A 21,927-nucleotide genomic window follows, 5' to 3' on the forward strand; every position below is an offset into this window, starting at 1 on the left:
GAAGCAAGGGGGAGGCTGCCGATTGTCGCTTATCGCGCAAGCTTTTGACAGCAGGCAATGGAGCGTTATCGCTTCGGCCAGCGCGAAAGCCGCGATCGTGGCGGTCGCCTTGCCGCTTGCCGCTTGTGGCGCCGGCGGCTTCAGCCTGGAAAAAGCCGAAGTCGACCGCTCGATTCTGACCAGCAGCACATCGGCCTCGGCCGCGCCGGCCAGTCTGGATCGCGACTCCGACCAGACGACGATCGGCAATGCAGTCTCCTCGGCCGACATCGAGCAGCTCGGCGGGCAGGCCGTCCCATGGGCCAATGCCGGTACCGGCTCGCGCGGTTCCATCACCGATCTGGCGGAATTGAAGGACAACGGCCAGACCTGCCGCCGCTTCAAGGCCTCGCGCGAAAGCTTTGACGGCGTTGCCATGTTCGAAGGCGAACTGTGCCTGGCCAGCGCCGGCGGCTGGCGCATGCAGGACTTCAAGGCGCTCTGATTTTCCGCGTCTGATATGCGGCTCCAGCACTGGAATTTCTTCCTATGGGAGCGCATATAAGAGGCAACCAGAGACTCAACTCTTCTCCAGGGCAGTAAGCATGCGCGACCCCTATGAGGTGCTGGGCGTTGCCAGGAACGCATCGGCCAAAGACATAAAGTCGGCGTACCGGAAACTCGCCAAAAAGCATCATCCGGACCAGAATCCGAATGATCCAAAGGCGAAGGACCGTTTTGCCGCAGCCAACCAGGCCTACGAGATCGTCGGCGACGAAAAGAATCGCGCCGCTTTCGATCGCGGCGAGATCGACGCCGACGGCAAGCCGCGATTCCAGGGCTTTGAGGGCGCTGCCGGTGGCGGCGATCCGTTTGGCGGCTTTCGCCGGCAGCAAGGTCCGGGCGGGTCGCGGTTCGAGTTCCGCTCCGGTCGACCCGGTGGCGATCCGTTCGACGGCAACAGCGACATCTTCAGCCAGATTTTTGGCGACACTTTTTCTGGCGCGCGCGGTCCCGGCATGGGCGATCGCCGCCAGCAGGCGACCGCTGCCGATCTGAATGTGACGCTCGACGTCACCATCGAGGAAGCGGCGACCGCTGAAAAGGTGACGGCGATGTTCCCCGACGGCCGCAAGGTGGCGGTCAAGCTGCCGGCCTATGTCGAGGATGGCCAGACCATCCGCCTCAAGGGCCAAGGCGAGCAGGGGCCGGGCCAGCCAGGCGACGCGCTGGTCAAGATCCATCTGCGCCGGCATCCACGCTACCGCATCGAAGGCCGCGACCTGCACGCCGATCTGCCGGTGGCACTGGCGGATGCCGTGCTCGGCGCCAAGGTGCCTGTCGAGACGCCGACCGGCAGGCTGGCGGTCAACATTCCGGCCTGGTCGAGCTCCGACAAGGTCCTGCGGCTGAAGGGCAGGGGCCTGCCGGAAAAGGCCGGCGGTCACGGCGATCTCTACGCTCATGTGCGTATCATGCTGCCGGAAGGCGGTGATAGCGCACTCGAAGCGCTGTTGCGCAGCCAAAAAGGCTGATCGGCGGCTTTTGTCCCCTGAACTGTCCGTTTTGAGCGCTTGAAGGGGCTCTGTGCCTGTGCGATAGGGCAACCCACAAAGCTGAAATCTTGCGGAGAGCGCTCACATGGCGGGTGGACAGGGCCTAATGGCCGGCAAGCGCGGCCTCATTCTTGGCGTCGCCAACAATAGGTCGATCGCTTATGGCATCGCCAAGGCCTGCGTCGATCATGGCGCCGAGATAGCGCTGACCTATCAGGGCGAGGCGTTCAAGAAGCGTGTCGAGCCGCTGGCGGCGGAACTAGGCGCCTTTGTCGCCGGCCATTGCGACGTCACCGATCCGGCGAGCCTGGATGAGGTTTTCGCCAATGTCGCCAAACATTGGGGCAAGCTTGATTTCCTCGTCCACGCCATTGCCTTCTCCGACAAGGATGAGCTGACCGGCCGCTATGTCGAGACTTCACGCGACAATTTCCTGCGCACAATGGACATTTCGGTCTATTCCTTCACCACCATCGCCAAGCGCGCCGAGGCGCTGATGACCGATGGCGGCTCGCTGCTGACGCTGACCTACTACGGCGCCGAAAAGGTGATGCCGCACTACAACGTCATGGGTGTCGCCAAGGCGGCGCTCGAGGCCAGCGTGCGCTACCTGGCGGTCGATCTCGGCGCCAAGAAGATCCGCGTCAACGCCATTTCGGCCGGCCCGATCAAGACCCTTGCCGCTTCCGGCATCGGCGATTTCCGCTACATCCTGAAGTGGAACGAGTACAATTCGCCGCTGAAGCAGACGGTGACGCAGGAGGAAGTCGGCGATTCCGGCGTCTATTTCCTGTCCGATCTGTCGCGCGGCGTCACCGGTGAAGTGCACCACGTCGATTCGGGCTACCACGTCGTCGGCATGAAGGCGGTCGACGCGCCTGATATTTCGACGGTCAAGGACTAGCACCCCCCAACCGTCGTCCGTCCCGATCCGCACCGGAAGACCTGATGTACCCGCTGGTTTATATCGCGCGCCACGGCCAGACCGCGTGGAACGCCGAAATGCGGCTTCAGGGGCAGGCTGACACCGATCTCAATGCTCTTGGCCGCGAACAGGCGACCGGCAACGGGCTTCGGCTAGCTGCGTTGGTTCCAGATCCCTGGGAATTCGACTTCGTCGCCAGTCCGATGAAACGGACGCGCGAAACGATGCAGCGTATTCGCGCCGCGATGAAGCTGGATCCGGATGCCTATCGAACCGATCCGCGCCTCGTCGAGGTCAATTTCGGCGATTGGCAGGGATTTACCTTTCCCGAGCTGGAGACGCGGTATCCCGGAGCAAGCGGGACGCGTGCTCTGGACAAGTGGAACTTCCAGCCGCCCGGCGAAGGCGCCGAGAGCTATCAGATGCTGCTCGAACGGGTGAGGCCATGCTTCGACGCGATCGAACGCCAGACGATATGCGTGACCCATGGCGGCGTCATGCGCACCTTGTTTCGTTTCGTTCTGGGATTGGCCGAGGACGAGGCAGCGAACCTGGAAATACCGCAGGATCGCCTGCTCAAGCTCGAAGGCAAGAGTCTGGAGTGGCTTTGATGCATGTCACCCAAAATTGGCCCCGGTTTTGGGAGAACGACATGCATAAAACGAAGACCTAAAGCGGGTCGCCTGAATCCGTTCAGACGCGACACGCTCTAGGCCATTTCGCAGGCGGCTCGGCGAAAGCTGAACCGCAAACACTGCATTCAATTGAGGTTGGACGCTCTAATTGGCTGAGCTGTCCGGCAGTTCCATGTCGGTGATGACGTTTTCGCCATTGGTCACATCGTAGGCGATAACGATGTCCATGCCCGGCTTCAGCGCGTCGAGATCGGTCTCTGCGTTCAGCTTGTAGGACTTGCCGTCATCCAGCGTCAGCGTCGCCGTGTCCTTGTCGATCTTCTTGATCAGGCCTTCGGTCTGGCCGGCGAAAGCGGCGGTGGAAAGCAGCAGCGTGGCGGCAACGGCGCTAATCAGGGTACGCATAATCGTTCCTCTTTATCATTGCACCGGCATGGCGGCGGGCTGTTCAACAGCGGATGGAGCAGAGCAGAAACCAACCGAATGTGTCAAAACTAAATCCGCCAGATCACAGTTTGACCCCTGTGAAAAACGCCAATAGAACGCAATCTTCAGCCGGCTCCGATGCCGGGCAGGGTCATTTCATGTCTCACAACACGTTCGGCCACCTTTTCCGCGTCACCACCTGGGGCGAAAGCCATGGCCCGTCGCTCGGCTGCGTGGTCGACGGCTGTCCACCCGGCATCCGCTTTACGCGCGACGAGATCCAGGCCGAACTCGACAAGCGCCGGCCGGGACAGTCACGTTTCGTGACGCAGCGTCGCGAACCAGATGAAGTGAAGGTGCTGTCAGGTTTCATCCTCGACGAGGACGGCGAGACGATGATCACCACCGGCACGCCGGTGTCGATGCTGATCGAGAATGTCGACCAGCGTTCAAAGGATTATGGCGAGATCGCCCGCCAGTACCGGCCCGGCCATGCCGACTACACCTATGACGTCAAATACGGGGTGCGCGATTATCGTGGCGGCGGCCGCTCCTCGGCCCGCGAGACGGCAGCCAGAGTGGCGGCCGGTGCCTTGGCGCGCAAGGTGGTGCCCGGCGTGGTGGTGCGCGGTGCGCTGGTGTCGATGGGCGAGAAATCCATCGATCGCGCCAACTGGAACTGGAATTTCATCGGCGATGCGGAAAATCCGTTCTTCACCCCCGATCCGGCTTCCGTTCCTGTCTTCACGCAGTATCTCGACGGCATCCGCAAGGCGGGCTCCTCGGTCGGTGCGGTGATCGAGATCGTCGCCGACGGCGTTCCACCGGGCCTCGGCGCGCCGATCTATGCCAAGCTCGACCAGGACATCGCCTCCGGCCTGATGTCGATCAACGCGGTCAAGGGCGTCGAGATCGGCAACGGCTTCGAGGCCGCCCGCATCACCGGCGAGCAGAATGCCGACGAGATGCGCATCGGCAATGACGGCAAGCCGGTGTTCCTGTCCAACAATGCCGGCGGCATCCTCGGCGGCATCTCGACCGGCCAGGCGATCGTCGCCCGTTTCGCCGTCAAGCCGACCTCGTCGATCCTGACCCCGCGAAAGTCGATCGACAAGGACGGCAAGGACGTCGAGATCATGACCAAGGGCCGCCACGATCCATGCGTCGGCATCCGCGCAGTGCCGATCGGCGAGGCAATGGTTGCCTGTGCGATCGCCGATCATTATCTGCGGCATCGGGGACAGACGGGGAGGGGAATAGGGGAATAGGGGAATATGTTTCGCTCTTAGCCCGGCCGGCCAAATCTTTTTGCTTTTCCCTACTCCCTTACTGCCCTACTCCCTTATTCCCCTGCGAGCAAAGCGAGCACTTATGCCTTACGACCAGAAGAAAATCGTCGAAGCCCTGCGTGCTTTCGAACGCGGCGAGATCGTCGTCGTCATGGATGATGACGGGCGCGAGAACGAGGGCGACCTGATCGTCGCCGCTGTCCACTGCACGCCCGAAAAGATGGCGTTCATCGTTCGCCACACCTCCGGCATCGTCTGTACGCCGATGCCGCGCGAAGAAGCCAAGCGGCTGAACCTTGCCCCCATGGTCGCCGACAACGATTCCGCCCACACCACCGCTTTCACCGTCAGTGTCGATTTCAAGCATGGCACCACGACCGGCATCTCGGCCGAAGATCGCACTTTGACCGTTCGCAATCTTGCCAACGGCAATGTCGGTGGCTCGGATTTCGTCCGGCCCGGCCACATCTTTCCGCTGATTGCGCGCGAAGGCGGCGTGCTGATGCGCTCAGGCCATACCGAAGCAGCGGTCGATCTGTGCAAGCTCGCCGGCCTGCCGCCGGTTGGCGTCATTTCCGAGCTGGTCAATGATGACGGCACCGTCAAGCGCGGTCCGCAGGTGCAGGCTTTCGCCGAGGAGCATGGCCTCAAGCAGGTTTCGGTCGCCGACCTCATCGCCTACCGGCAGCGCAAGGAAACGCTGGTCGAACGCGTCGCCTGCTCGGAAATCGACACGCTCGGCGGCAAGGCACAGGTCTTCACCTACACGCTGCCGTGGGACTCCATGCATCACGTCGCCATCGTCTTCGGCGACATTCGTGACGGCGAGGACGTGCCGGTGCGTCTGCATTCCGAGGATGTGGTGACCGATGTCTTCGGCACCAGCCACCGGCTCGACGCCATCATGAAGACAATGGGCGAGCGCAGGCGCGGTGTCATCGTCTATCTCAGAGAAGGCTCCGTCGGCGTTGCGCATCAGGAGCGCAAGCGGCCGGCAAGCGGCGACCGCGAGGATCACGAAGAGGCGCGCCGCCGCGAAAACGAGTGGCGCGAGATCGGGCTAGGCGCCCAGATCCTCAAGGATCTCGGCATCTCCTCGATCAACCTGATCGCCTCGCGCGAACGCCACTATGTCGGCCTCGAAGGTTTTGGCATCCACATCGCCAAGACGGAGATCCTCTGAGCCTCCCGCCGATCCGGTTGCCGGAGAAGACGGATGAATGCGTCTCTGCCTACCAGCCAGCGCAGCGAGCGGCTTTTGCTGCGCCGCCCAGAAGAGACTGATCTGGATTTCCTAATCGATCTCTTTTCGCGCCGGGAACTTGTTGCGCATCGCCCCGACCCTGTTCCGGATACACCCCAGCAGAGCGTCGCGCGGCTGACGCGCGACATCGGCCATTGGGACAAGCACGGCTTTGGCCGCTGGGCGGTCGAGGCGGATGGAAAGTTGATCGGCTTCGGCGGCGTCACGGTATCGGCGGATTTCGACGGTCTGAACCTGTCCTATCATCTTCATCCGGCGAGCTGGGGACATGGCTATGCCACGGAATTGGTGATGGAAGCACTGCGCACCGCGTTCGGCCCCTTGCGTGCCGATCGGGTTGTCGGCCTCGTCCGCCCCGCCAATCCGGCTTCGCGACGGGTGCTGGAGAAATGTGGCTTCGTCTTCGAAAAAGAGGTGATGCTGCACGGGGCGCCAACGATAGTTTTGGCATTGGCGCACCCAAGAAGAGTCAATATTTCAGGCCCGGCCGCCTAGAGCGGCGGGCCCGGCCTAAGGCCCGGGCGCGCCGGAACTATTCCGCAGCAATCGCGGCTGCTTCGCATCCGTCCGTCTCGCACTCAGCCGTGGCAAGGCTGCGCTGGCCAAGCAGCACCGTGGCCAGCGCGATCGTGCCTGAAGCCACAGAGACCCAGAACCCGTTCTGGGCACCGAACGCATCGACCACCGCGCCGGCCGCGAACGAGCCGAGCGCCATGCCGATGCCGATGCCGGTCATGACCCAGGTAATGCCTTCGGTCAGCATCGCCTCCGGCACATGCCGCTCGATCAGGCCGAAGGCGGTGATGAAGGTCGGCGAGATCGCCACGCCGCTGATGAACACGGTCAGCGCCAGCAGTGGCACGGTGTCGGCGGTGAGCGGCAACAGCGTGCCGAGCGCGACGAGGGCGACCGCGATGGCGAGCTGGCGTTGCAGCGGCGCCTTCAGGCTGAGCGCGCCGACGATGATGCCGAGCACGAACGATCCCAGCGCATAAACGCCGATGACAAGGCTGGCGGCGCCGGGCTGGGCAAGCTCCTTGGTGATCGCTACGGTGCTGACTTCCGTCGTCGCGAAGGTCGCGCCGATGAAGATCAGGGCGAAGGTGATGATCTGAACCGGCCGCAGGCGGATCGCCGAGCCGCTTGAGCCATGGTCCACCGGCCGCACTTGCGGCTCCGTCGAGCGTTGCAGGATGAAGGCCGCTGATCCGAATGCGAGAAATAATGTGCTCACCAGAACGCCGGCTTCCGGGAACAGGGCAGCACTGAGACCGACCGATAGCGATGCCCCGGCGATATAGACCAGTTCATCGGCCGCGGACTCGAAGGCGAATGCGGTGTTCATCTGCGGCCGTCCGCGGAAAATCTCTGTCCAGCGCGCCCGCACCATCGCCGGCATGCTTGGCATGGCCGCGGCCAGTAGGGCCGACACGAACAGCGTCCACACCGGCCAGTCCTGGTTGGCCGCCGCTATCAGGACGGCGAAAGCCAGCACCGCGATGATGGTGGTGGGCACGACGATTTGTGTCTGGCCCAGGCGGTCCACCAATCTCGATATCTGCGGCGCAACGAAAGCGTTGGCCAGAGCGTATGTTGCCGAGACGGCTCCGGCCAGCCAGTATTCGCCACGCGTCTGCGACAGCATCGCCACGATGCCGATGGGCGCCATGGCGATCGGCAGGCGCGCCATGAATCCGGCGGCCGCAAAGCCCTTGGCTCCGGGGGCACGAAAGATTTCCGCATAGGGATTTTGCATGAGTGGTTCCTCGACAAAGGACGATTCGGCAATTACATACGAAGCGTATGATTGTTAAATAGAGCATACGCCGCGTATGTCAATTGGCATACGTTACGTATGTGAATAGGGCCGGAAGCCATGCACAGACCCCGCAAGGAGATGATCGCCGAGACGCGCGCAAAGCTGATCGCGGCGGCCCGCCATGCCTTCGGCACAACAGGCTATGCGGAAGCCTCGATGGATGATTTCACCGCTTCGGCCGGGCTGACGCGCGGCGCGCTCTATCATCATTTCGGCGACAAGAAGGGGCTGCTGCAGGCGGTCATAGCCCAGATCGACGGCGAGATGGCGGCGCGCATCAATGAGGTCGCGTCGAGAGCGCCGACCCGCTGGCAGCATTTCGTCGACGAGTGCTCGACCTATATCGAGATGGCGCTGGAGCCGGAAATCCAGCGCATCATGTTCCGGGATGGCCCGGCCGTGCTGGGGGATCCAGCGCAATGGCCGAATGCCAGTGCGTGCATCGTGTCAATGACCGATCATCTGACCGCGCTGCAGGAGGAGGGGGTCGTTGTCTCCAGCCTCGACCCCGAGACGGCCTCGCGACTGATCAACGGAGCGAGCAGCCAGGCAGCGCAACGGATCGCCAATTCGGACGACCCCGAAGCGACGTCCAAGAAGGTGGTGACGGCGTTCAAGCAACTGCTCGAAGGCCTGCTCAAGAAGCCGGATCCGCAGTCGAATTGAAGTTCCCACCGGAGCTTTCGTGCCGGCAGCTGTTCCCGATAGGAATTTTTTCTTGACATCTGCCCTCAGCTAAGGTACATATTCGTCCATGGTGCTGATTTGCGCCGGTGACCCGCCGCACAGGCGGGTTTTTCGTTTGATGCTCCGTCAGACAACGCGCCGGCGAAAGGCTGCGAAAGAAAACCGTTGCCCCGAATTCGTCGCGCTTCGGCGTCAGGGGCCGGCAATTGACAATCGCCGGGTTGAGTTCATCTTCTTCCACCATCTCTGAGGCGGAGATTCGGGGCACATGTGGGATTTCGAGATCGGCCGGTCGGTGTCCATCATGATGCGGACCTGGCCGTTCATCTTCTTTCGTATGATCGTCTATTTCGGCATCACGCTGGCCTACATCATGGCGACCGGCACCGGTGCCTCGGTCGGCTATGGCGTCGGCCATATCTCCACCGATCCCGACGGGCCCATGTCCTTTGCCCTGTGGGGCGGCGTGGTCGGGTTTGGCATCGTCTCGATCGCGGTCTACTGGATCCGCGAATACATCCTCTATATCGTCAAGGCCGGCCACATCGCCGTCATAGTTCATCTGATCGACGGCCGCGACATTCCCGCAGGTCAGGACCAGATCGCCTACGCCAGGGATGTTGTGACCCAGCGTTTCGCCGAGGCCAACATCCTTTTCGTCGTCGACCAACTCGTCAAGGGTGCCATCCGCGCCATCACCGGCCTGCTCGGCGGTATCGCCGCCTTCCTGCCGATACCGGGCCTGAGCGGCCTGGTCTCCTTCATCAACACGGTGATCCGCCTGTCGCTGACCTATGTCGACGAGATCATCCTCGGCTACAACATCCGCATCAATTCAGCCTCACCCTTCGAGACGGCGCGCCAAGGCGTCGTGCTCTATGCCCAGAACGGCAAGGTCATGGTCAAGAACGCCGTCTGGCTGGCGGTCATCATGTGGGGCGTGTCGTTCGTCATCTTTCTGATGATGCTGGCGCCTGCCGGCGCCATTCTGTTCCTGATGCCCGGCCAGCTCGCCGGCTGGGCCTTCGTGCTCGCCGTCGTCTTCGCCTGGGCGTTCAAGGCGGCCTTCATCGAGCCTTTCGCCATCGCTTGCCTGATGCAGGTCTATTTCAAGACCATCGCGGGCCAGGTGCCGGATCCGGCCTGGGACGCCCGGTTGGCCGAGGCGTCGTCGAAGTTCAGGGAGCTCAAGGACAAGGCGCTCGCCTCCTTCGGCGGTTCGCGCTGGGGTACGGCCGGCGCCACACCCTGATCGGCCGGGCAGGTGGTGTCTGGTGAGGCAGAAACGGTGTTGAGGCGCGCCACGGTGGACTTGAGCTGTGTCTCGCCTTGCCCGGAAAACGTCTCGCTCATGATCAGTTCCGGCAGCGGCAGCCGCCGTCCCCAACCATGCGTTTCAAGGTCCGGTTTGGAAGCGAACTCGGAAACACGGCCGACGCAGAGATAGGCGATTGGCGTTACGTGATCCGGAATGGCCAACAGCCGCTTCAGCGCCTCAGCCTCGATGATGCTCACCCAGCCGACGCCAACGCCCTCGGCACGCGCGGCCAGCCAGAAATTCTGCACCGCGCAGACGGTGCTGTAGAGATCCATCTCCGGATTGTGCCAGCGTCCCAGCGGCGAACCTTTCGAGCGCTGCCGGTCGCAAGTGATGCAGATGTTGAGCGCGCTCTCGCAGATGCCTTCCAGCTTGAGCTTGCGGTACAGCGCCTGTTTTTCCGCCTCGATCGCCGGCAGTTCCTGCTCGCGCGCGGCCAGGAACAGGTCGCGCACCCTTTCGCGTCGCTCGATGTCACGAATGACAATGAAATTCCATGGCTGCATGAAGCCTACCGATGGCGCATGATGGGCGGCAAGCAGCAGCCGCGCCAGCACGTCGTCATCGATCGCGGTGGGCAGGAAATGGCTGCGCACGTCGCGCCGCGTGAACATGGCGCGATAGACCGCATCGCGCGCATTCTGGTCGAATCCATCGTCAATGGCAGCGGTCATCTGTTCCGGCATCGCTTGTCCCCTTGCGATTGCAGATTCAAAACGGTCAGAGCGTACTTTGTGCGTCCAAATGGACGCACGTCGCTCTGATGCCACCCGCCCGACCATGCGGATGACGATGCCTGCCAGGCCGGTCTTCTGGCTTGGGATCAACCCGCGTCCGGTGCCTTCCCGTCATCGACAGTGGCATTTACCGGCGCGGTCCCCCTCACAGCGTTGGGCACGCCACGGAATTCAACCGTGTTCCCGATTCTCCCGCTTGCGGCGGGCACCAGGCAGTACCAAGAACCTTACGCCGAAGCGCCGGCGAGGCCAATGCCCGCGGCGACGCGAATGGACGCAGGCGCGATTTTCCCCAGTCATCGGCCGCCCGTGCATGGCCTTTGTCGATCCGGGTCACTAGATTAGGACGATGACCACCCGTCTCTACACGCATCCGATCTTCCTCGAGCATCTCACGCCGCCCGGACATCCCGAGCGGCCCGACCGCCTGCGCGCCATCGAGCGCGTGCTCGATGAGGAAGCCTTTGCCGCGCTCGATCGTATCCAGGCGCCGGAAGGCGACGAGGCCACCATCCTCTACGCGCATCCCGCCGATTTCGTCGCCCGCGTGCGCGCCGCCATCCCCGACGAGGGGATTGCCCGCATCGATGCCGACACCACTGCCAGTCCGAAGAGCTGGCAAGCGGCGATCACCGCGATCGGCGCCGCCAACGCCGCCGTCGATGATGTCTTTTCGGGCCGCGCCGACAACGTCTTCGTCGCCGCCCGGCCGCCCGGCCATCATGCCGAAAAGACCACGGCCATGGGCTTCTGCCTGTTCAACACGGCGGCGATCGCGGCGCGTTATGCGCAGAAGAAACACGGTGTCGAGCGCGTTGCCATCGTCGACTGGGACGTGCATCACGGCAATGGCACGCAGGATATTTTCTGGGACGATCCCTCGGTGCTCTATTGCTCGACACACCAGATGCCGCTTTATCCCGGCACCGGAGCGAAGACCGAAACGGGCGCCGGCAACATCGTCAACGCACCGCTGGCGCCGCAGACCGGCAGCGAAGTGTTTCGCGATGCCTTCCTGTCGCGCGTCCTGCCCGCGCTCGACAATTTCGCGCCCGACCTGATCATCATTTCGGCCGGGTTCGACGCGCACCACCGCGATCCGCTGGCCGAGATCAATCTGACCGAGGATGATTTCGATTGGGCGACCGGCCAGCTGATGCAGCGCGCGGCACGCCACAGCGGCAACCGGCTCGTCAGCCTGCTCGAGGGCGGCTACGATCTGCAGGGATTGGCATTTTCGGTCGCCGCCCATGTCGGGCGACTGATGAAAGGATGAACGATGGCTGGTGAGACCAACGAAGACGTCAAGGCGATGAGCTTCGAGCAGGCACTCGATGCGCTGGAGAAGATCGTCGATGATCTGGAGCGTGGCGACGTGCCGCTCGACCAGTCGATCAGGATCTATGAACGTGGCGAGGCGCTGAAGGCGCATTGCGACCGGCTGCTGAAGGCCGCCGAGGACAAGGTCGAGAAGATCAGGCTGTCGCGCGACGGCAAGCCGGTTGGAACGGAGCCGCTCGACGCGGATTGAGGCCGGTCCGAACGATGGCCTCGCCTCACCGGTTTTTGGACATGATCATGACCGAGGCTATAACTCGTTGCGATTGAAACAGCTCAAGGACAAGAGGAGATACGGAAGCGATGTGCAGAAACATCAAGACCCTGTTCAATTTTGATCCGCCGGCAACCAATGACGAGGTGCGCGACGCGGCCCTTCAGTTCGTCCGCAAGCTGAGCGGAACGACGCGACCCTCGAAGCAGAACCAGCACGCCTTCGATCATGCCGTCGACGCCATCGCGGCCTCGGCGCGCGAACTGCTCGATTCCCTGGAAACCCATCAGCATCCGCGCAATCGCGAAGAGGTGGCGGCCAAGCTGCGGGCAAAGGCGGCCATCCGCTTTGCCTGATGCGGCCAGGCGGCCTTCGACCACCGACAAGGAGAGTCCATGAGCTTCTTCCCCGGGAAAGACCCTGAGGTGGGCGATGCGTTCGCCAGCGATCAGATCGAATTGATGGTCATTCCGAACGCCAAGGACATCGGTGGTTTTCAGGTGCGCCGTGCCCTGCCAACGGCAAAAAGGCGGTTGGTCGGTCCGTTCATCTTCTTCGACCGCATGGGTCCCGCGATCCTGCGGGCCGGCCAGGCGCTGGACGTCCGTCCGCATCCGCATATCGGACTGTCGACGGTCACCTATCTGTTCGACGGCAAGATCCGGCACCGCGACTCCCTCGGCACCGAAATGGTCATTCAGCCCGGCGACGTGAATTTGATGACCGCCGGCCGCGGCATCGTCCATTCGGAGCGTACGCCGGAGGAACTGCGTGGCGCGCCGATGTCGGTATCCGGCCTGCAGACATGGCTGGCGCTGCCGGACGACAAGGAAGAGGTGGCTCCTGTGTTCGAGAACACAGGAGCGCTCAGGCTTCCCGAGATTGATGCCGAAGGCGTCAACGGGCGCCTCATCATCGGCGATTTCCAAGGATTACGGTCCCCGGTCAGGGCCGATTCGGAGACGCTCTACGCCGACCTGCGCCTGGCGCCCGGCGCCAGCGTGAAAATCCCTGCCGATGCGGAAGAGCGCGCCATTTACACGCTGGAAGGCGAGGTCTCGATTTCGGGCGATGTGTTCCCAGCCGAACGGCTGCTGGTCTTCCGTCCCGGTGACGAGATCGTCGTGTCGTCGCAGACCGGGGCGCATTTCATGCTGTTCGGCGGCGCCTCTCTTGGTTCGAAGCGTTACATCTGGTGGAATTTCGTCTCGTCGTCGAAAGAGCGTATCGAACAGGCGAAAGAGGAATGGAAGACAGGCCGCTTCGACATCGTTCCAGGAGACGAGGAAGAGTTCATTCCGCTGCCGGAAAGCTGATGCCTGTCGCCCAAAGTGGCCCGGTTTTGGGGAAACGACCTGCATAGAAGCAAAAGACCACAGTCTGATCCGCGTCACTGACACGCATTTACTTTCGCCGGCCGGCGGCCTATTTCGCCCATCAACCGAAAGCCTGAGCACCGTGAACGCAACGCCGCATACGCCGCTTCTCGACAAGGCCCGCATCCCGGCCGACCTGCGCATGCTTGCCGAGAGTGAGCTGCCGCAACTGGCGTCCGAGCTTCGCGCCGAACTGGTCGACGCGGTATCCCGCACGGGTGGTCATCTGGGCGCCGGCCTTGGCGTGGTCGAGCTGACAGTGGCGCTGCACTATGTCTTCAACACCCCGGACGACCGGCTGATCTGGGATGTCGGCCACCAGGCCTATCCGCACAAGATCCTGACCGGCCGCCGCGACCGTATCCGCACGCTGCGCCAGGAAGGCGGCCTATCCGGCTTCACCCGCCGCGCCGAGAGCGAGTACGATCCATTCGGCGCTGCCCACTCCTCGACATCGATATCGGCCGGCCTCGGCATGGCCGCGGCCCGCGATCTCTCCGGCGGCCGCAACAATGTCATCGCCGTCATCGGCGACGGCGCCATGTCTGCCGGCATGGCCTACGAGGCGATGAACAATGCCGGCGCGCTCGATGCACGGCTGATCGTCATTCTCAACGACAACGACATGTCGATCGCGCCGCCAACCGGCGCCATGAGCGCCTATCTGGCGCGGCTGGCCTCCGGCAAGGCCTATATCGGCCTGCGCGATTTCGGCAAAAAACTGACGTCTTATCTCGGCAAGCGTGCGGATCGTGCGATCACAAGGGCGGTCGAGCATGCACGCGGCTACGTCACCGGCGGCACGCTGTTCGAGGAACTCGGCTTCTATCACATCGGCCCGATCGACGGCCACAATCTGGAGCATCTGATCCCGGTCCTGAAAAATGTCCGAGACAATGGCGAAGGCCCGGTGCTCATCCATGTCGTCACCCAGAAGGGCAAGGGCTATGCGCCGGCGGAAGCCGCCGCCGACAAATATCACGGCGTCAACAAGTTCGACGTCATCACCGGCGCGCAGGCCAAGGCGCCGGCCAACGCACCGGCCTACACCAAGGTGTTCGCCGAAAGCCTGGTCCAGGAGGGCCGCGAGGACGACCGCATCGTCGCCGTCACCGCAGCCATGCCGAGCGGTACCGGCCTCGACCTGTTCGGCGAAGCGTTCCCGTCGAGGACCTTCGATGTCGGCATCGCCGAACAGCACGCGGTGACCTTCGCCGCCGGCCTCGCCACCGAAGGCTACAAGCCGTTCGCGGCCATCTATTCCACCTTCCTGCAGCGCGCCTACGACCAGGTCGTCCACGACGTCGCCATCCAGAAATTACCGGTGCGCTTTCCCATCGACCGCGCCGGCTTCGTCGGCGCCGATGGCGCCACCCATTGCGGCGCCTTCGACACCACCTTCCTGGCGACACTGCCGGGCTTCGTGGTGATGGCGGCGGCCGACGAGGCGGAGCTGCGCCACATGGTACGCACCGCGGCAAGCTATGATGACGGCCCGATCGCCTTTCGCTATCCGCGCGGCAATGGCGTTGGCGTCGACATGCCGGAGCGTGGCTCCGTGCTCGAAATCGGCAAGGGCCGCATCGTCAGGGAGGGCACCAAGGTAGCATTGCTGTCCTTCGGCACACGGCTGCAGGATTGCCTGATCGCCGCCGAGGAGCTAGGGGCTGCCGGGCTTTCCACCACGGTCGCCGACGCCCGTTTCGCCAAGCCGCTCGACGAGGATCTGATCCGGCGGCTGGCCCGCTCGCATGAGGTTCTGGTGACGGTGGAGGAGGGCGCCGTCGGCGGCTTCGCCAGCCATGTGCTGCAGTTCCTCGCCCATGAAGGCCTGCTGGAAAGCGGCCTGAAGGTGCGCCCGCTGGTGCTGCCCGACGTGTTTACCGACCACGCCAAGCCGGAAAAGATGTATGCCGATGCCGGGCTCGATGCTGCCGGCATCGTGCGCACCGTGTTCGTCGCGCTCGGGCATACGGTTCGCGCCCAGCGCGCCTGAATCAAAGTCTCAGTGACTTGAATCAGTTTGCCGGCCAACGTTCTTAACGCGTTGTTTACGCTGCCGTTTGGCGCTTTGCTTACCGTGTCTCTTGGCCGTTTTTCAACGGCGCCCTGCTAGATCGTGATCAGGCAGGGAGACAGCAACAATGAAAACGCTTCTGTGGGGCGCAGCGCTTTGCGGCGTCGTCGTCGCGCCGGCCACAGCCGAAACGCGCTATGATCGCAGCCTCGAAAAGGCGGCCATGGGCATCGTCGCCGGCAAGATGGGCGACATCCGCGGCGGCTTTTCCTTCAAGCAGGTGCCGCAACTGGTGGTTCTGCCGGCCCCCGTTCCCGCACCTGCGGTTGCCATCGAGCCTTCACGCGAGCAAGCATCGGGAGGGCGTGCGGATGGGTTGTCTCCGGCCGTCGAGCGCCCGGTTTCGCGAAGCGTATTCTGAGCTAGAGACCAGCAAGCCCTGATCGGGATTGCCCGATCGTTTCATCGTGCTTTGCCGCTGTGCGGGTGATCTAAAGGCGTCGGCACTGCTACTCCGCCGCCACCAGCTCCGCTTGTTGCGCCGGTTTCTCGGGGCGCCAGGATTGCGCCGCGTGGCGGGCGCGGTCTGCCAGGGCGGCAAGGCGTCCGCGCAGGTTTCGTCCACCCACCACTGACGACAAGATCACCGAATGCGTCGCAAAGCGGCGCTTGAAATCCTCGCCGCCGCAGAGAAAATCGATCGTGGTCAAGCCCCTGTCGAACGACCACTGGATGTAATCCATCATCAAGACCATGCCCGGCGAGGCCCGTTCGAAGGCCGGATCATAGGTGGTGACGAAAGCCATCATCGTTCCATGCTGCTCGAAATTGATCGATATGGCGATGATCTCGTCTTCGCGTTCGAGCACGAAGATGCGCAGCAACCCAAGCCCGGCCAGAACCGAGATCAGTGCCGGCAGCGCGGGGGAACCTTCGTCGAACAGGTCCGAGACGCGGCCGTGTTTTGCGAGCCATAGCCGTTTCAGCGCGGCGACGCGTTCCAGCACCGGCTCGCGGGCTTCGTGCGCATCCATCAGGCGGAAACGCAGCGCGCCGCCTTCCTCCATGAATTTGTAACCACGGCGATAGTTTTGCCGGGTTTTCTTCGACTGGCTTTCAAACCATTGTGCGCCGCGTTGTCCGGCGCTGGAAACTCGGTAGCTGACCTCGCTGCGGTGGCTCGGCTGCAAAATGCTGCCCTGGCCTGGGGCGGCGGGACCAAGCAGGGTCCGGAATCGAGCATCGGGCAACAGCCGATTGAGATACGCAAGATCGAAGCCGCCATCGTCGAGGATATGTTGCCAGAGTTGCGGCAGGATCTGTGGCTCTGCATCGGGAGCAAGCAGGACATCTCCATAGTCGCAGTGATCCTTCGCCGCCCATTCCAGCATACGGATGCCCGAGCGCCAGAAGGTCGCGAGCGCAATGACCGCCTCGAGGCGCTCGCCGCTCCAGACCAGGCCGATCCTGAGGCCGCGGCGGTCCTGATGCGGTGTGGTGTGCCACCAGGCCGATATCCAGTCGGGATGCTGGAAAACGAGGCCGCCGGCGCGTTGCCAGAGCGCTGCCCAGGCGGGCGCGATTTCTGCCAGTCGCTCTGGCGAGGTTGCAATTTCGATCCGGTGCGCTTGCTGCATCCGGAACACGGCCGGTCCGTTCATGGCTTGCCCCCCTGCGGCGATTGCTGTGGCTCGGGCTTGTCGGCGCGGAAATGTCTGGCGATCTGCCGCCACATCCGCTGCAGCGGCATGACATAGAGGCCTGCGAGCGACTGGTAGTCGCGCACGTTGCGTTCGATCAAACCGAATTTGAAGTCCTCGTCGGGTCTCGGAACGCACAGAGTTCCGAAGAGCCGATCCCAAAACGAGAAGAGCAGCCCGAAGTTCTTGTCGTAATGGCGCGGGTCGGTGCTGTGGTGCAACTGATGCCAGTGTGGGCACAGGATCAGATTGTTCAACGGCCCAAACGAGATCTTGAAATGCGTGTGCCTGACGAAATCCATCATCAGGATGTTGCGTATGATGTAGACGTTGACGCCGAAGACCGTCAGTTCAACCAGGTTCAGCGACACCAGCGACCAGATGCCGAAGCAGATGCCGGGAATGACGCCGTCCCAGGCCCGGTTCATCAATTCGTCGAGCGGGTGGACGCGATCCTTGGTGATGCCGACCATCACCTCGGCCGAATGGTGCACCTTGTGCAGTTCCCAGAGCACCGGGTAGCGGTGCTGGGCGACATGATAGAGATAGTACGAAATGTCGTAGGCAAGCAGCATGGTGAGGGTGAAGATCGTCACCGTCACAGGCCCCGCCGGCCCCTCGATCAGAGGCGGCTGGATTGCCAGCAGCGTGGAGAGCAACCAGTTCGTCGCATAGCCGACGGCGCTGACGAAGACGACGCCGGCGGGCAGCATGAGGAATGGCATCAGCGCCTTCCGCGTCACCCAGAACAAAAGGTCGGCTTTCGCCGAAGGATGCGTGATGACCTCATGCGGCACCGCGAACTCGAAGAACTCTTTCCAGCTCTTTTTCTCGACCGTGCGCCAATAGGCGACCAGGGCACTGGCCAAAGCAGTCAGCAACAGAAGTCCGGTCGCCAGCAGGCCGGCGCCGGAAATCCGGTCAAGAACCTTGTAGACGATGTCGCTGGCCATTTCCAAAGTTGCCGCCTCTCCATCCGGGTTTTCCGGTCGTCGCGGTCATAACATTGAAGTCCTCAAGCAAATGCGATGAAAATTGGTTAAGAAATCATGAGGCTTTCTAGATTGTTGGTATTTACCCGCAGGCGGTGAGACCTCATGCTTCGGCGGTCATCCGTCTCAACCGGCGTAACGCATGGGTATTCATAAGGATGGTCGGCGGGACGGGACGCCTCACCATCGTCGCCGTGCAAGATGCTGAGCGTGATGATGGGAACGGGAGACGAAATGCTTCCATGTGGCGCTCTTGCCATCGTCGTCGGCTTTCGCCATGAAGGCCGATGAATTCGCCTCTGCCAGCCAGCGCACGCCAGCGGCTCGACGACCTGCTCGTCCAGCGCGGGCTGTTTGCCAGCCGCTCGCGTGCCCGCGACGCGGTCGAGCGCGGCACTGTGACCGTCGACGGCGTCATTGCGCGCAAGCCCGGCCAGAGCGTTTTGCCGCAATGTCACGTTGCCATCGATGATCCGGCGCAAGGCTATGTGTCGCGCGCGGCACTCAAGCTGATCGGCGGGCTCGATCATTTCGGCCTCGATCCTGCCGGCCGTGAAGCGCTCGACATCGGCGCCTCGACCGGCGGCTTCACCCAGGTGTTGCTCGAGCGCGGCGTGGCCCATGTCACCGCCGTCGATGTCGGTCATGGCCAGATGCATCCTGATATCGGCGGCGACCCGCGTGTGACGGTGATCGAAGGGCTGAACGCCCGCGACCTCGCCGTCACCGATCTCGGCGGGCGTATTCCGGATTTCATCGTCTCCGACGTCAGCTTCATCTCGCTGAAACTGGCGCTGCCGCCGGCCCTTGGTCTGGCCAAGGCTGGCGCAAAGGCCATGTTTCTGGTCAAGCCGCAATTCGAGGCCGGCAGGGAAGCGATCGGCAAGGGTGGTCTGTTGAAGGATCCCTTCGATGCCGCCCGTGTCGCCGGCCTGCTGCAGGATTGGCTGGACTCCGTTCCCGGCTGGCGCTCGCTGGGGCTGCATCTGTCGCCGATCGATGGCGGCGACGGCAATCGCGAATTCCTGCTCGGTGGGATCAAGGACCGATGAGCGCGCGCTTCAGCATCAGGAAACTTGGCGCCCAGGGCGACGGTGTCGCCGAGACCGAGACAGGCGATCTGTTCATTCCCTTCACACTGCCCGGTGAAACGGTCACCGCCGCGCGCGAAAGGGATCGCGCCATGCTGATGGCGGTGCTGGAGGCCTCGCCGCTGCGCATCGATCCCGCCTGCCGCCACTTCACCGAATGCGGCGGTTGCGCGCTCCAGCATTTCGAAGCCGAAGCCTATCGCAGGTGGAAACGCGAAAAAGTGGCGCACATCCTGAAGGGCAAGGGCATCGATTGCGAGATCGGTGACCTGGTCGCCTGCGCACCGCAGACGCGCCGCCGTGTCGTGCTTGCCGCCCGGCGCACCGAGACAGGCATGCTGCTCGGCTTCCATCGCCATCTGTCGCCGGAGATCGTCGCCATATCGGAATGCCCGATCTCGCTGCCGGAGATCGTTGCCGCGCTCGATCGCTTGAAGGCGCTCGCCGAATTGGTCTGCGCAACCACCAAATCGTTCCGGCTGGCGGTCACCGTGACCGGTTCGGGGCTCGATGTCGCAGTTCACGAATCCGGCAAGCTCGGGGAGCACCAGCGCCGGATCGCGGCTAACTTCGTCATGGCGCAGGGCTTTGCCAGGCTGTCCATCGATGACGAAATCATCATCGAGCCGAAAAAGCCGGTGGTCATGTTCGGCAGCGTCGCTGTCGCCTTGCCCCCGGGCGCGTTCCTGCAGGCAACCGAGGCCGCCGAACAGGCGATGGCCGACATCGTCGGCGGACATCTGAAGCGTGCCAAGAAGGTGGCGGATCTTTTCGCCGGTTGCGGTAGCTTTGCTCTGCGCCTGGCCGCGAAGTCGGAAGTCCATGCGGTGGAAGGCGATGCGGCAGCGCTTTCCGCGCTCGACCGTGGATCGCGCTTCGCCACCGGCTTGAAGCGGGTGACGGGCGAACGCCGCGACCTGTTCCGCCGGCCGCTGACGTTCAAGGAGTTGAATGCGTTCGACGGTGTGGTGTTCGACCCGCCGCGCGCCGGCGCCGAGGACCAGTCGAAGCAGATCGCCCGCTCGGATGTTCCCTACGTTGCCGCGGTATCCTGCAATCCGGTGACGCTGGCTCGCGACCTGCGCATCCTCATCGACGGCGGCTACGCCTTGAAGAGCGTGACGCCGATCGACCAGTTCCTGTGGTCGCCGCATGTCGAAGCGGTGGCACTGCTGGAGAAGCCGAAGAAGCGGCGATAGCCTGGAGGCTTCGGCCCTACGAACTTGGCGACAGTCGTTTCGACGTGCCGCCGCGTTGGTTGATCGACACCCAGGTATTTGGGTTCTGCTGCGACTGACGTTTCACGAAGTAATAGCCCGTCGCATTCCAGGGCCTGATCTCATTGACCAGATTGTCCAGGACAAGATCACCCTTGTCGGTTTTCACCGTCAGAATGGTGTGGCCTTCATTGTCCAGGTCGCGCACCACGGTCATCAGCAACGCCTGCCGGGGGAATCCCGCTGCCAGAAGAAGCTTGCGCTTGTAGAGCGCGTAGATCTTGCAGTCGCCCTTGCCGTCTACCGGATAGTCCCAGTGATCCGCCATCGTACCCCAGTGATCGAAATTGCTGACGGGTTTGATGGCGCTGTTCGCCTTGTGATTTATCCGCTTGAGGATGCGTAGGTTCTGCGCGGTCAGCTTGATATTCGCGGCCGGCAGAGCGGGCACCTTGCACTCCTTTGGCCGGCGATGGCAGAAATCGACCCAACCGTAGGGGACGCTGGTGCTTCCACCAACTGCGGCAGATTGCGTCGATCGCGACTTGAACAATGTCGACTGTGCCGCCGCCGGACTGGCTTGCAACCATGTCGCGCCAATCAACGAAACGAAGCCAAGCAGGAAAGAGGAGGTCAGGACGCCGGGGAAATGCCGCATTGCCAACACCACCGCAACCAGAGGGCCGGCACTGCGTTCGTGCGGAAACGGCAGCCCAGGCAGTTAAACACCTAACAATTTCCTAATGCCGATTGTGTTCACTTCAAGGTGCAGCCGGGAATTCAAACTGGAAAACGCAAGCATCAGCGGGCGCATTCGGTCTGACTCGACCATCAGGGCGCCAGCGACGGACCTTTGTCATGCTTCCTGCAAGCTGTCATATCCCGCCGTCTTTGCAGCCTTGAGGAAATTACGATCAAAGGTTGCAAAGCCAGCGCAATGAGCTGATTTCCCCAGATGCAGAGCATCTGCGAAATCCATTCCCTTCTTCGCGAGGTCGAGTGCGGACGACACCACCGCGCTGTCCGCGACCTCTACTGTTGGGAGCCCGCCAAATGTCCGCAGCGCGATGTCAGGCGCCGCATAACGTAAGCGCCGGCGCAACTCTCATGATGGCGCTCTCGGGTGCGCTCGTCGCCTGGATTTTGCGAAAGATCGCTCGAACCGGGCTATTGCCGTCCTATGCACTTGGCATCGCGGCCATGACGTTTGTCGCAGCTGCGCTGTATGTCTCCGGCCACGACGGGACCGTCGACTACCTGAGTGCTTGGGTCAAATATGCGATCGGTGGCGTCATCGCCTTCCTGATTCTCTACACGACTTCGCGCCGGTCTATCGGCAAGGCATAA

Annotated in this window: 24 protein-coding genes, 1 pseudogene and 1 riboswitch; of the genes and pseudogenes, 18 read left to right on the forward strand and 7 right to left on the reverse strand. The window is 62.7% G+C overall.

The genetic code is table 11. The annotated features are described in order from the left end of the window. Positions 1-22 precede the first annotated feature (22 nt). The 4 genes from LB559_RS11140 to LB559_RS11155 all read left to right on the forward strand — a co-directional run bounded on the left by LB559_RS11140 (position 23) and on the right by LB559_RS11155 (position 3,071). Positions 23-484 (forward strand): RT0821/Lpp0805 family surface protein, encoded by a 462-nt coding sequence (locus LB559_RS11140; RefSeq protein ID WP_013532805.1) that lies wholly within the window; start codon positions 23-25, stop codon positions 482-484. A 100-nt stretch (positions 485-584) separates the two neighbouring features. Continuing rightward, positions 585-1,514, forward strand: a complete 930-nt coding sequence (locus LB559_RS11145) for a DnaJ C-terminal domain-containing protein (RefSeq protein ID WP_024503598.1) — start codon at positions 585-587, stop codon at positions 1,512-1,514. A 106-nt stretch (positions 1,515-1,620) separates the two neighbouring features. Further along, on the forward strand, positions 1,621-2,439 hold the full coding sequence (gene fabI / locus LB559_RS11150) for an enoyl-ACP reductase FabI (RefSeq protein ID WP_013532803.1): 819 nt from the start codon (positions 1,621-1,623) through the stop codon (positions 2,437-2,439). A gap of 44 nt (positions 2,440-2,483) precedes the next feature. After that, the gene (locus tag LB559_RS11155) at positions 2,484-3,071 is read left to right on the forward strand and encodes a histidine phosphatase family protein (RefSeq protein ID WP_013532802.1); all 588 of its coding nucleotides are present in this window, start codon (positions 2,484-2,486) and stop codon (positions 3,069-3,071) included. Positions 3,072-3,239: 168 nt separating this feature from the next. On the opposite strand, the gene LB559_RS11160 is transcribed toward LB559_RS11155, so the two are convergent. Next, positions 3,240-3,500: a DUF1344 domain-containing protein gene (locus LB559_RS11160; RefSeq protein ID WP_013532801.1), complete on the reverse strand. Its 261-nt coding sequence runs from the start codon at positions 3,498-3,500 to the stop codon at positions 3,240-3,242. A gap of 179 nt (positions 3,501-3,679) precedes the next feature. Between LB559_RS11160 and aroC the strand changes: the two genes are divergently transcribed. From aroC to LB559_RS11175, 3 genes are all read left to right on the forward strand, one after another. Then, a complete protein-coding gene (gene aroC, locus LB559_RS11165; protein WP_013532800.1) occupies positions 3,680-4,789 on the forward strand; it encodes a chorismate synthase in 1,110 nt (369 codons plus the stop codon). A gap of 103 nt (positions 4,790-4,892) precedes the next feature. Beyond that, positions 4,893-5,993 carry a 3,4-dihydroxy-2-butanone-4-phosphate synthase gene (gene ribB / locus LB559_RS11170; protein WP_013532799.1) on the forward strand — a complete coding sequence of 367 codons (1,101 nt, stop codon included), beginning with the start codon at positions 4,893-4,895 and terminating at the stop codon, positions 5,991-5,993. A gap of 33 nt (positions 5,994-6,026) precedes the next feature. After that, positions 6,027-6,569: a GNAT family N-acetyltransferase gene (locus LB559_RS11175; protein ID WP_224674065.1), complete on the forward strand. Its 543-nt coding sequence runs from the start codon at positions 6,027-6,029 to the stop codon at positions 6,567-6,569. 37 nt (positions 6,570-6,606) lie between these two features. On the opposite strand, the gene LB559_RS11180 is transcribed toward LB559_RS11175, so the two are convergent. Further along, entirely contained in the window at positions 6,607-7,830 is a 1,224-nt protein-coding gene (locus tag LB559_RS11180) for an MFS transporter (protein WP_224674066.1), read from the reverse strand. A gap of 120 nt (positions 7,831-7,950) precedes the next feature. On the opposite strand from LB559_RS11180, the gene LB559_RS11185 reads away from it, so the two are divergent. Next, complete coding sequence (locus tag LB559_RS11185) at positions 7,951-8,559, forward strand: TetR/AcrR family transcriptional regulator (RefSeq protein WP_013532796.1); 609 nt, start codon at positions 7,951-7,953, stop codon at positions 8,557-8,559. 289 nt (positions 8,560-8,848) lie between these two features. Further along, the gene (locus LB559_RS11190; protein WP_224674067.1) at positions 8,849-9,832 is read left to right on the forward strand and encodes a hypothetical protein; all 984 of its coding nucleotides are present in this window, start codon (positions 8,849-8,851) and stop codon (positions 9,830-9,832) included. Positions 9,833-9,954: 122 nt separating this feature from the next. On the opposite strand, the pseudogene bluB reads toward LB559_RS11190, so the two are convergent. Beyond that, a pseudogene (bluB, locus tag LB559_RS11195) lies at positions 9,955-10,680 on the reverse strand (5,6-dimethylbenzimidazole synthase); the annotation flags it as partial. A gap of 2 nt (positions 10,681-10,682) precedes the next feature. Further along, a riboswitch (cobalamin riboswitch) is annotated at positions 10,683-10,863 on the reverse strand. Positions 10,864-10,984: 121 nt separating this feature from the next. On the opposite strand from bluB, the gene LB559_RS11200 reads away from it, so the two are divergent. The 6 genes from LB559_RS11200 (at position 10,985) to LB559_RS11225 (ending at position 16,001) form a co-directional block, all read left to right on the forward strand. Then, complete coding sequence (locus tag LB559_RS11200) at positions 10,985-11,911, forward strand: histone deacetylase family protein (RefSeq protein ID WP_024503603.1); 927 nt, start codon at positions 10,985-10,987, stop codon at positions 11,909-11,911. A 3-nt stretch (positions 11,912-11,914) separates the two neighbouring features. Next, on the forward strand, positions 11,915-12,166 hold the full coding sequence (locus LB559_RS11205) for an exodeoxyribonuclease VII small subunit (protein WP_013532792.1): 252 nt from the start codon (positions 11,915-11,917) through the stop codon (positions 12,164-12,166). A gap of 110 nt (positions 12,167-12,276) precedes the next feature. Continuing rightward, the gene (locus LB559_RS11210) at positions 12,277-12,543 is read left to right on the forward strand and encodes a DUF2277 domain-containing protein (protein ID WP_013532791.1); all 267 of its coding nucleotides are present in this window, start codon (positions 12,277-12,279) and stop codon (positions 12,541-12,543) included. A gap of 39 nt (positions 12,544-12,582) precedes the next feature. Continuing rightward, positions 12,583-13,503, forward strand: a complete 921-nt coding sequence (locus tag LB559_RS11215) for a pirin family protein (RefSeq protein WP_063167672.1) — start codon at positions 12,583-12,585, stop codon at positions 13,501-13,503. 142 nt (positions 13,504-13,645) lie between these two features. Next, positions 13,646-15,559 carry a 1-deoxy-D-xylulose-5-phosphate synthase gene (gene dxs, locus LB559_RS11220; RefSeq protein ID WP_024503605.1) on the forward strand — a complete coding sequence of 638 codons (1,914 nt, stop codon included), beginning with the start codon at positions 13,646-13,648 and terminating at the stop codon, positions 15,557-15,559. 148 nt (positions 15,560-15,707) lie between these two features. After that, complete coding sequence (locus tag LB559_RS11225; RefSeq protein WP_027164153.1) at positions 15,708-16,001, forward strand: hypothetical protein; 294 nt, start codon at positions 15,708-15,710, stop codon at positions 15,999-16,001. Positions 16,002-16,089: 88 nt separating this feature from the next. Here the strand turns inward: LB559_RS11225 and LB559_RS11230 are convergent, their stop codons facing one another. Together LB559_RS11230 and LB559_RS11235 are read right to left on the reverse strand one after the other, a co-directional pair. After that, complete coding sequence (locus LB559_RS11230) at positions 16,090-17,241, reverse strand: GNAT family N-acetyltransferase (protein WP_013532787.1); 1,152 nt, start codon at positions 17,239-17,241, stop codon at positions 16,090-16,092. Continuing rightward, a complete protein-coding gene (locus tag LB559_RS11235) occupies positions 17,238-18,233 on the reverse strand; it encodes a sterol desaturase family protein (protein WP_032809851.1) in 996 nt (331 codons plus the stop codon). The genes LB559_RS11230 and LB559_RS11235 overlap by 4 nt, the downstream gene beginning before the upstream one ends. 326 nt (positions 18,234-18,559) lie before the next feature. Between LB559_RS11235 and LB559_RS11240 the strand changes: the two genes are divergently transcribed. After that, complete coding sequence (locus LB559_RS11240) at positions 18,560-19,324, forward strand: TlyA family RNA methyltransferase (protein WP_013532785.1); 765 nt, start codon at positions 18,560-18,562, stop codon at positions 19,322-19,324. Further along, positions 19,321-20,562 carry a class I SAM-dependent RNA methyltransferase gene (locus LB559_RS11245; protein WP_224674069.1) on the forward strand — a complete coding sequence of 414 codons (1,242 nt, stop codon included), beginning with the start codon at positions 19,321-19,323 and terminating at the stop codon, positions 20,560-20,562. The genes LB559_RS11240 and LB559_RS11245 overlap by 4 nt, the downstream gene beginning before the upstream one ends. A gap of 16 nt (positions 20,563-20,578) precedes the next feature. On the opposite strand, the gene LB559_RS11250 is transcribed toward LB559_RS11245, so the two are convergent. Then, the gene (locus LB559_RS11250; RefSeq protein ID WP_224674070.1) at positions 20,579-21,238 is read right to left on the reverse strand and encodes a transglutaminase-like cysteine peptidase; all 660 of its coding nucleotides are present in this window, start codon (positions 21,236-21,238) and stop codon (positions 20,579-20,581) included. A 198-nt stretch (positions 21,239-21,436) separates the two neighbouring features. Next, on the reverse strand, positions 21,437-21,559 hold the full coding sequence (locus LB559_RS32870; protein WP_263499028.1) for a hypothetical protein: 123 nt from the start codon (positions 21,557-21,559) through the stop codon (positions 21,437-21,439). A gap of 74 nt (positions 21,560-21,633) precedes the next feature. Here LB559_RS32870 and LB559_RS11255 point away from each other — a divergent pair, with 74 nt between their 5' ends. Then, positions 21,634-21,927 carry a hypothetical protein gene (locus tag LB559_RS11255; RefSeq protein WP_063167679.1) on the forward strand — a complete coding sequence of 98 codons (294 nt, stop codon included), beginning with the start codon at positions 21,634-21,636 and terminating at the stop codon, positions 21,925-21,927.

It is taken from the genome of Mesorhizobium sp. BR1-1-3, from assembly GCF_020165455.1.
GTDB lineage: Bacteria > Pseudomonadota > Alphaproteobacteria > Rhizobiales > Rhizobiaceae > Mesorhizobium > Mesorhizobium ciceri.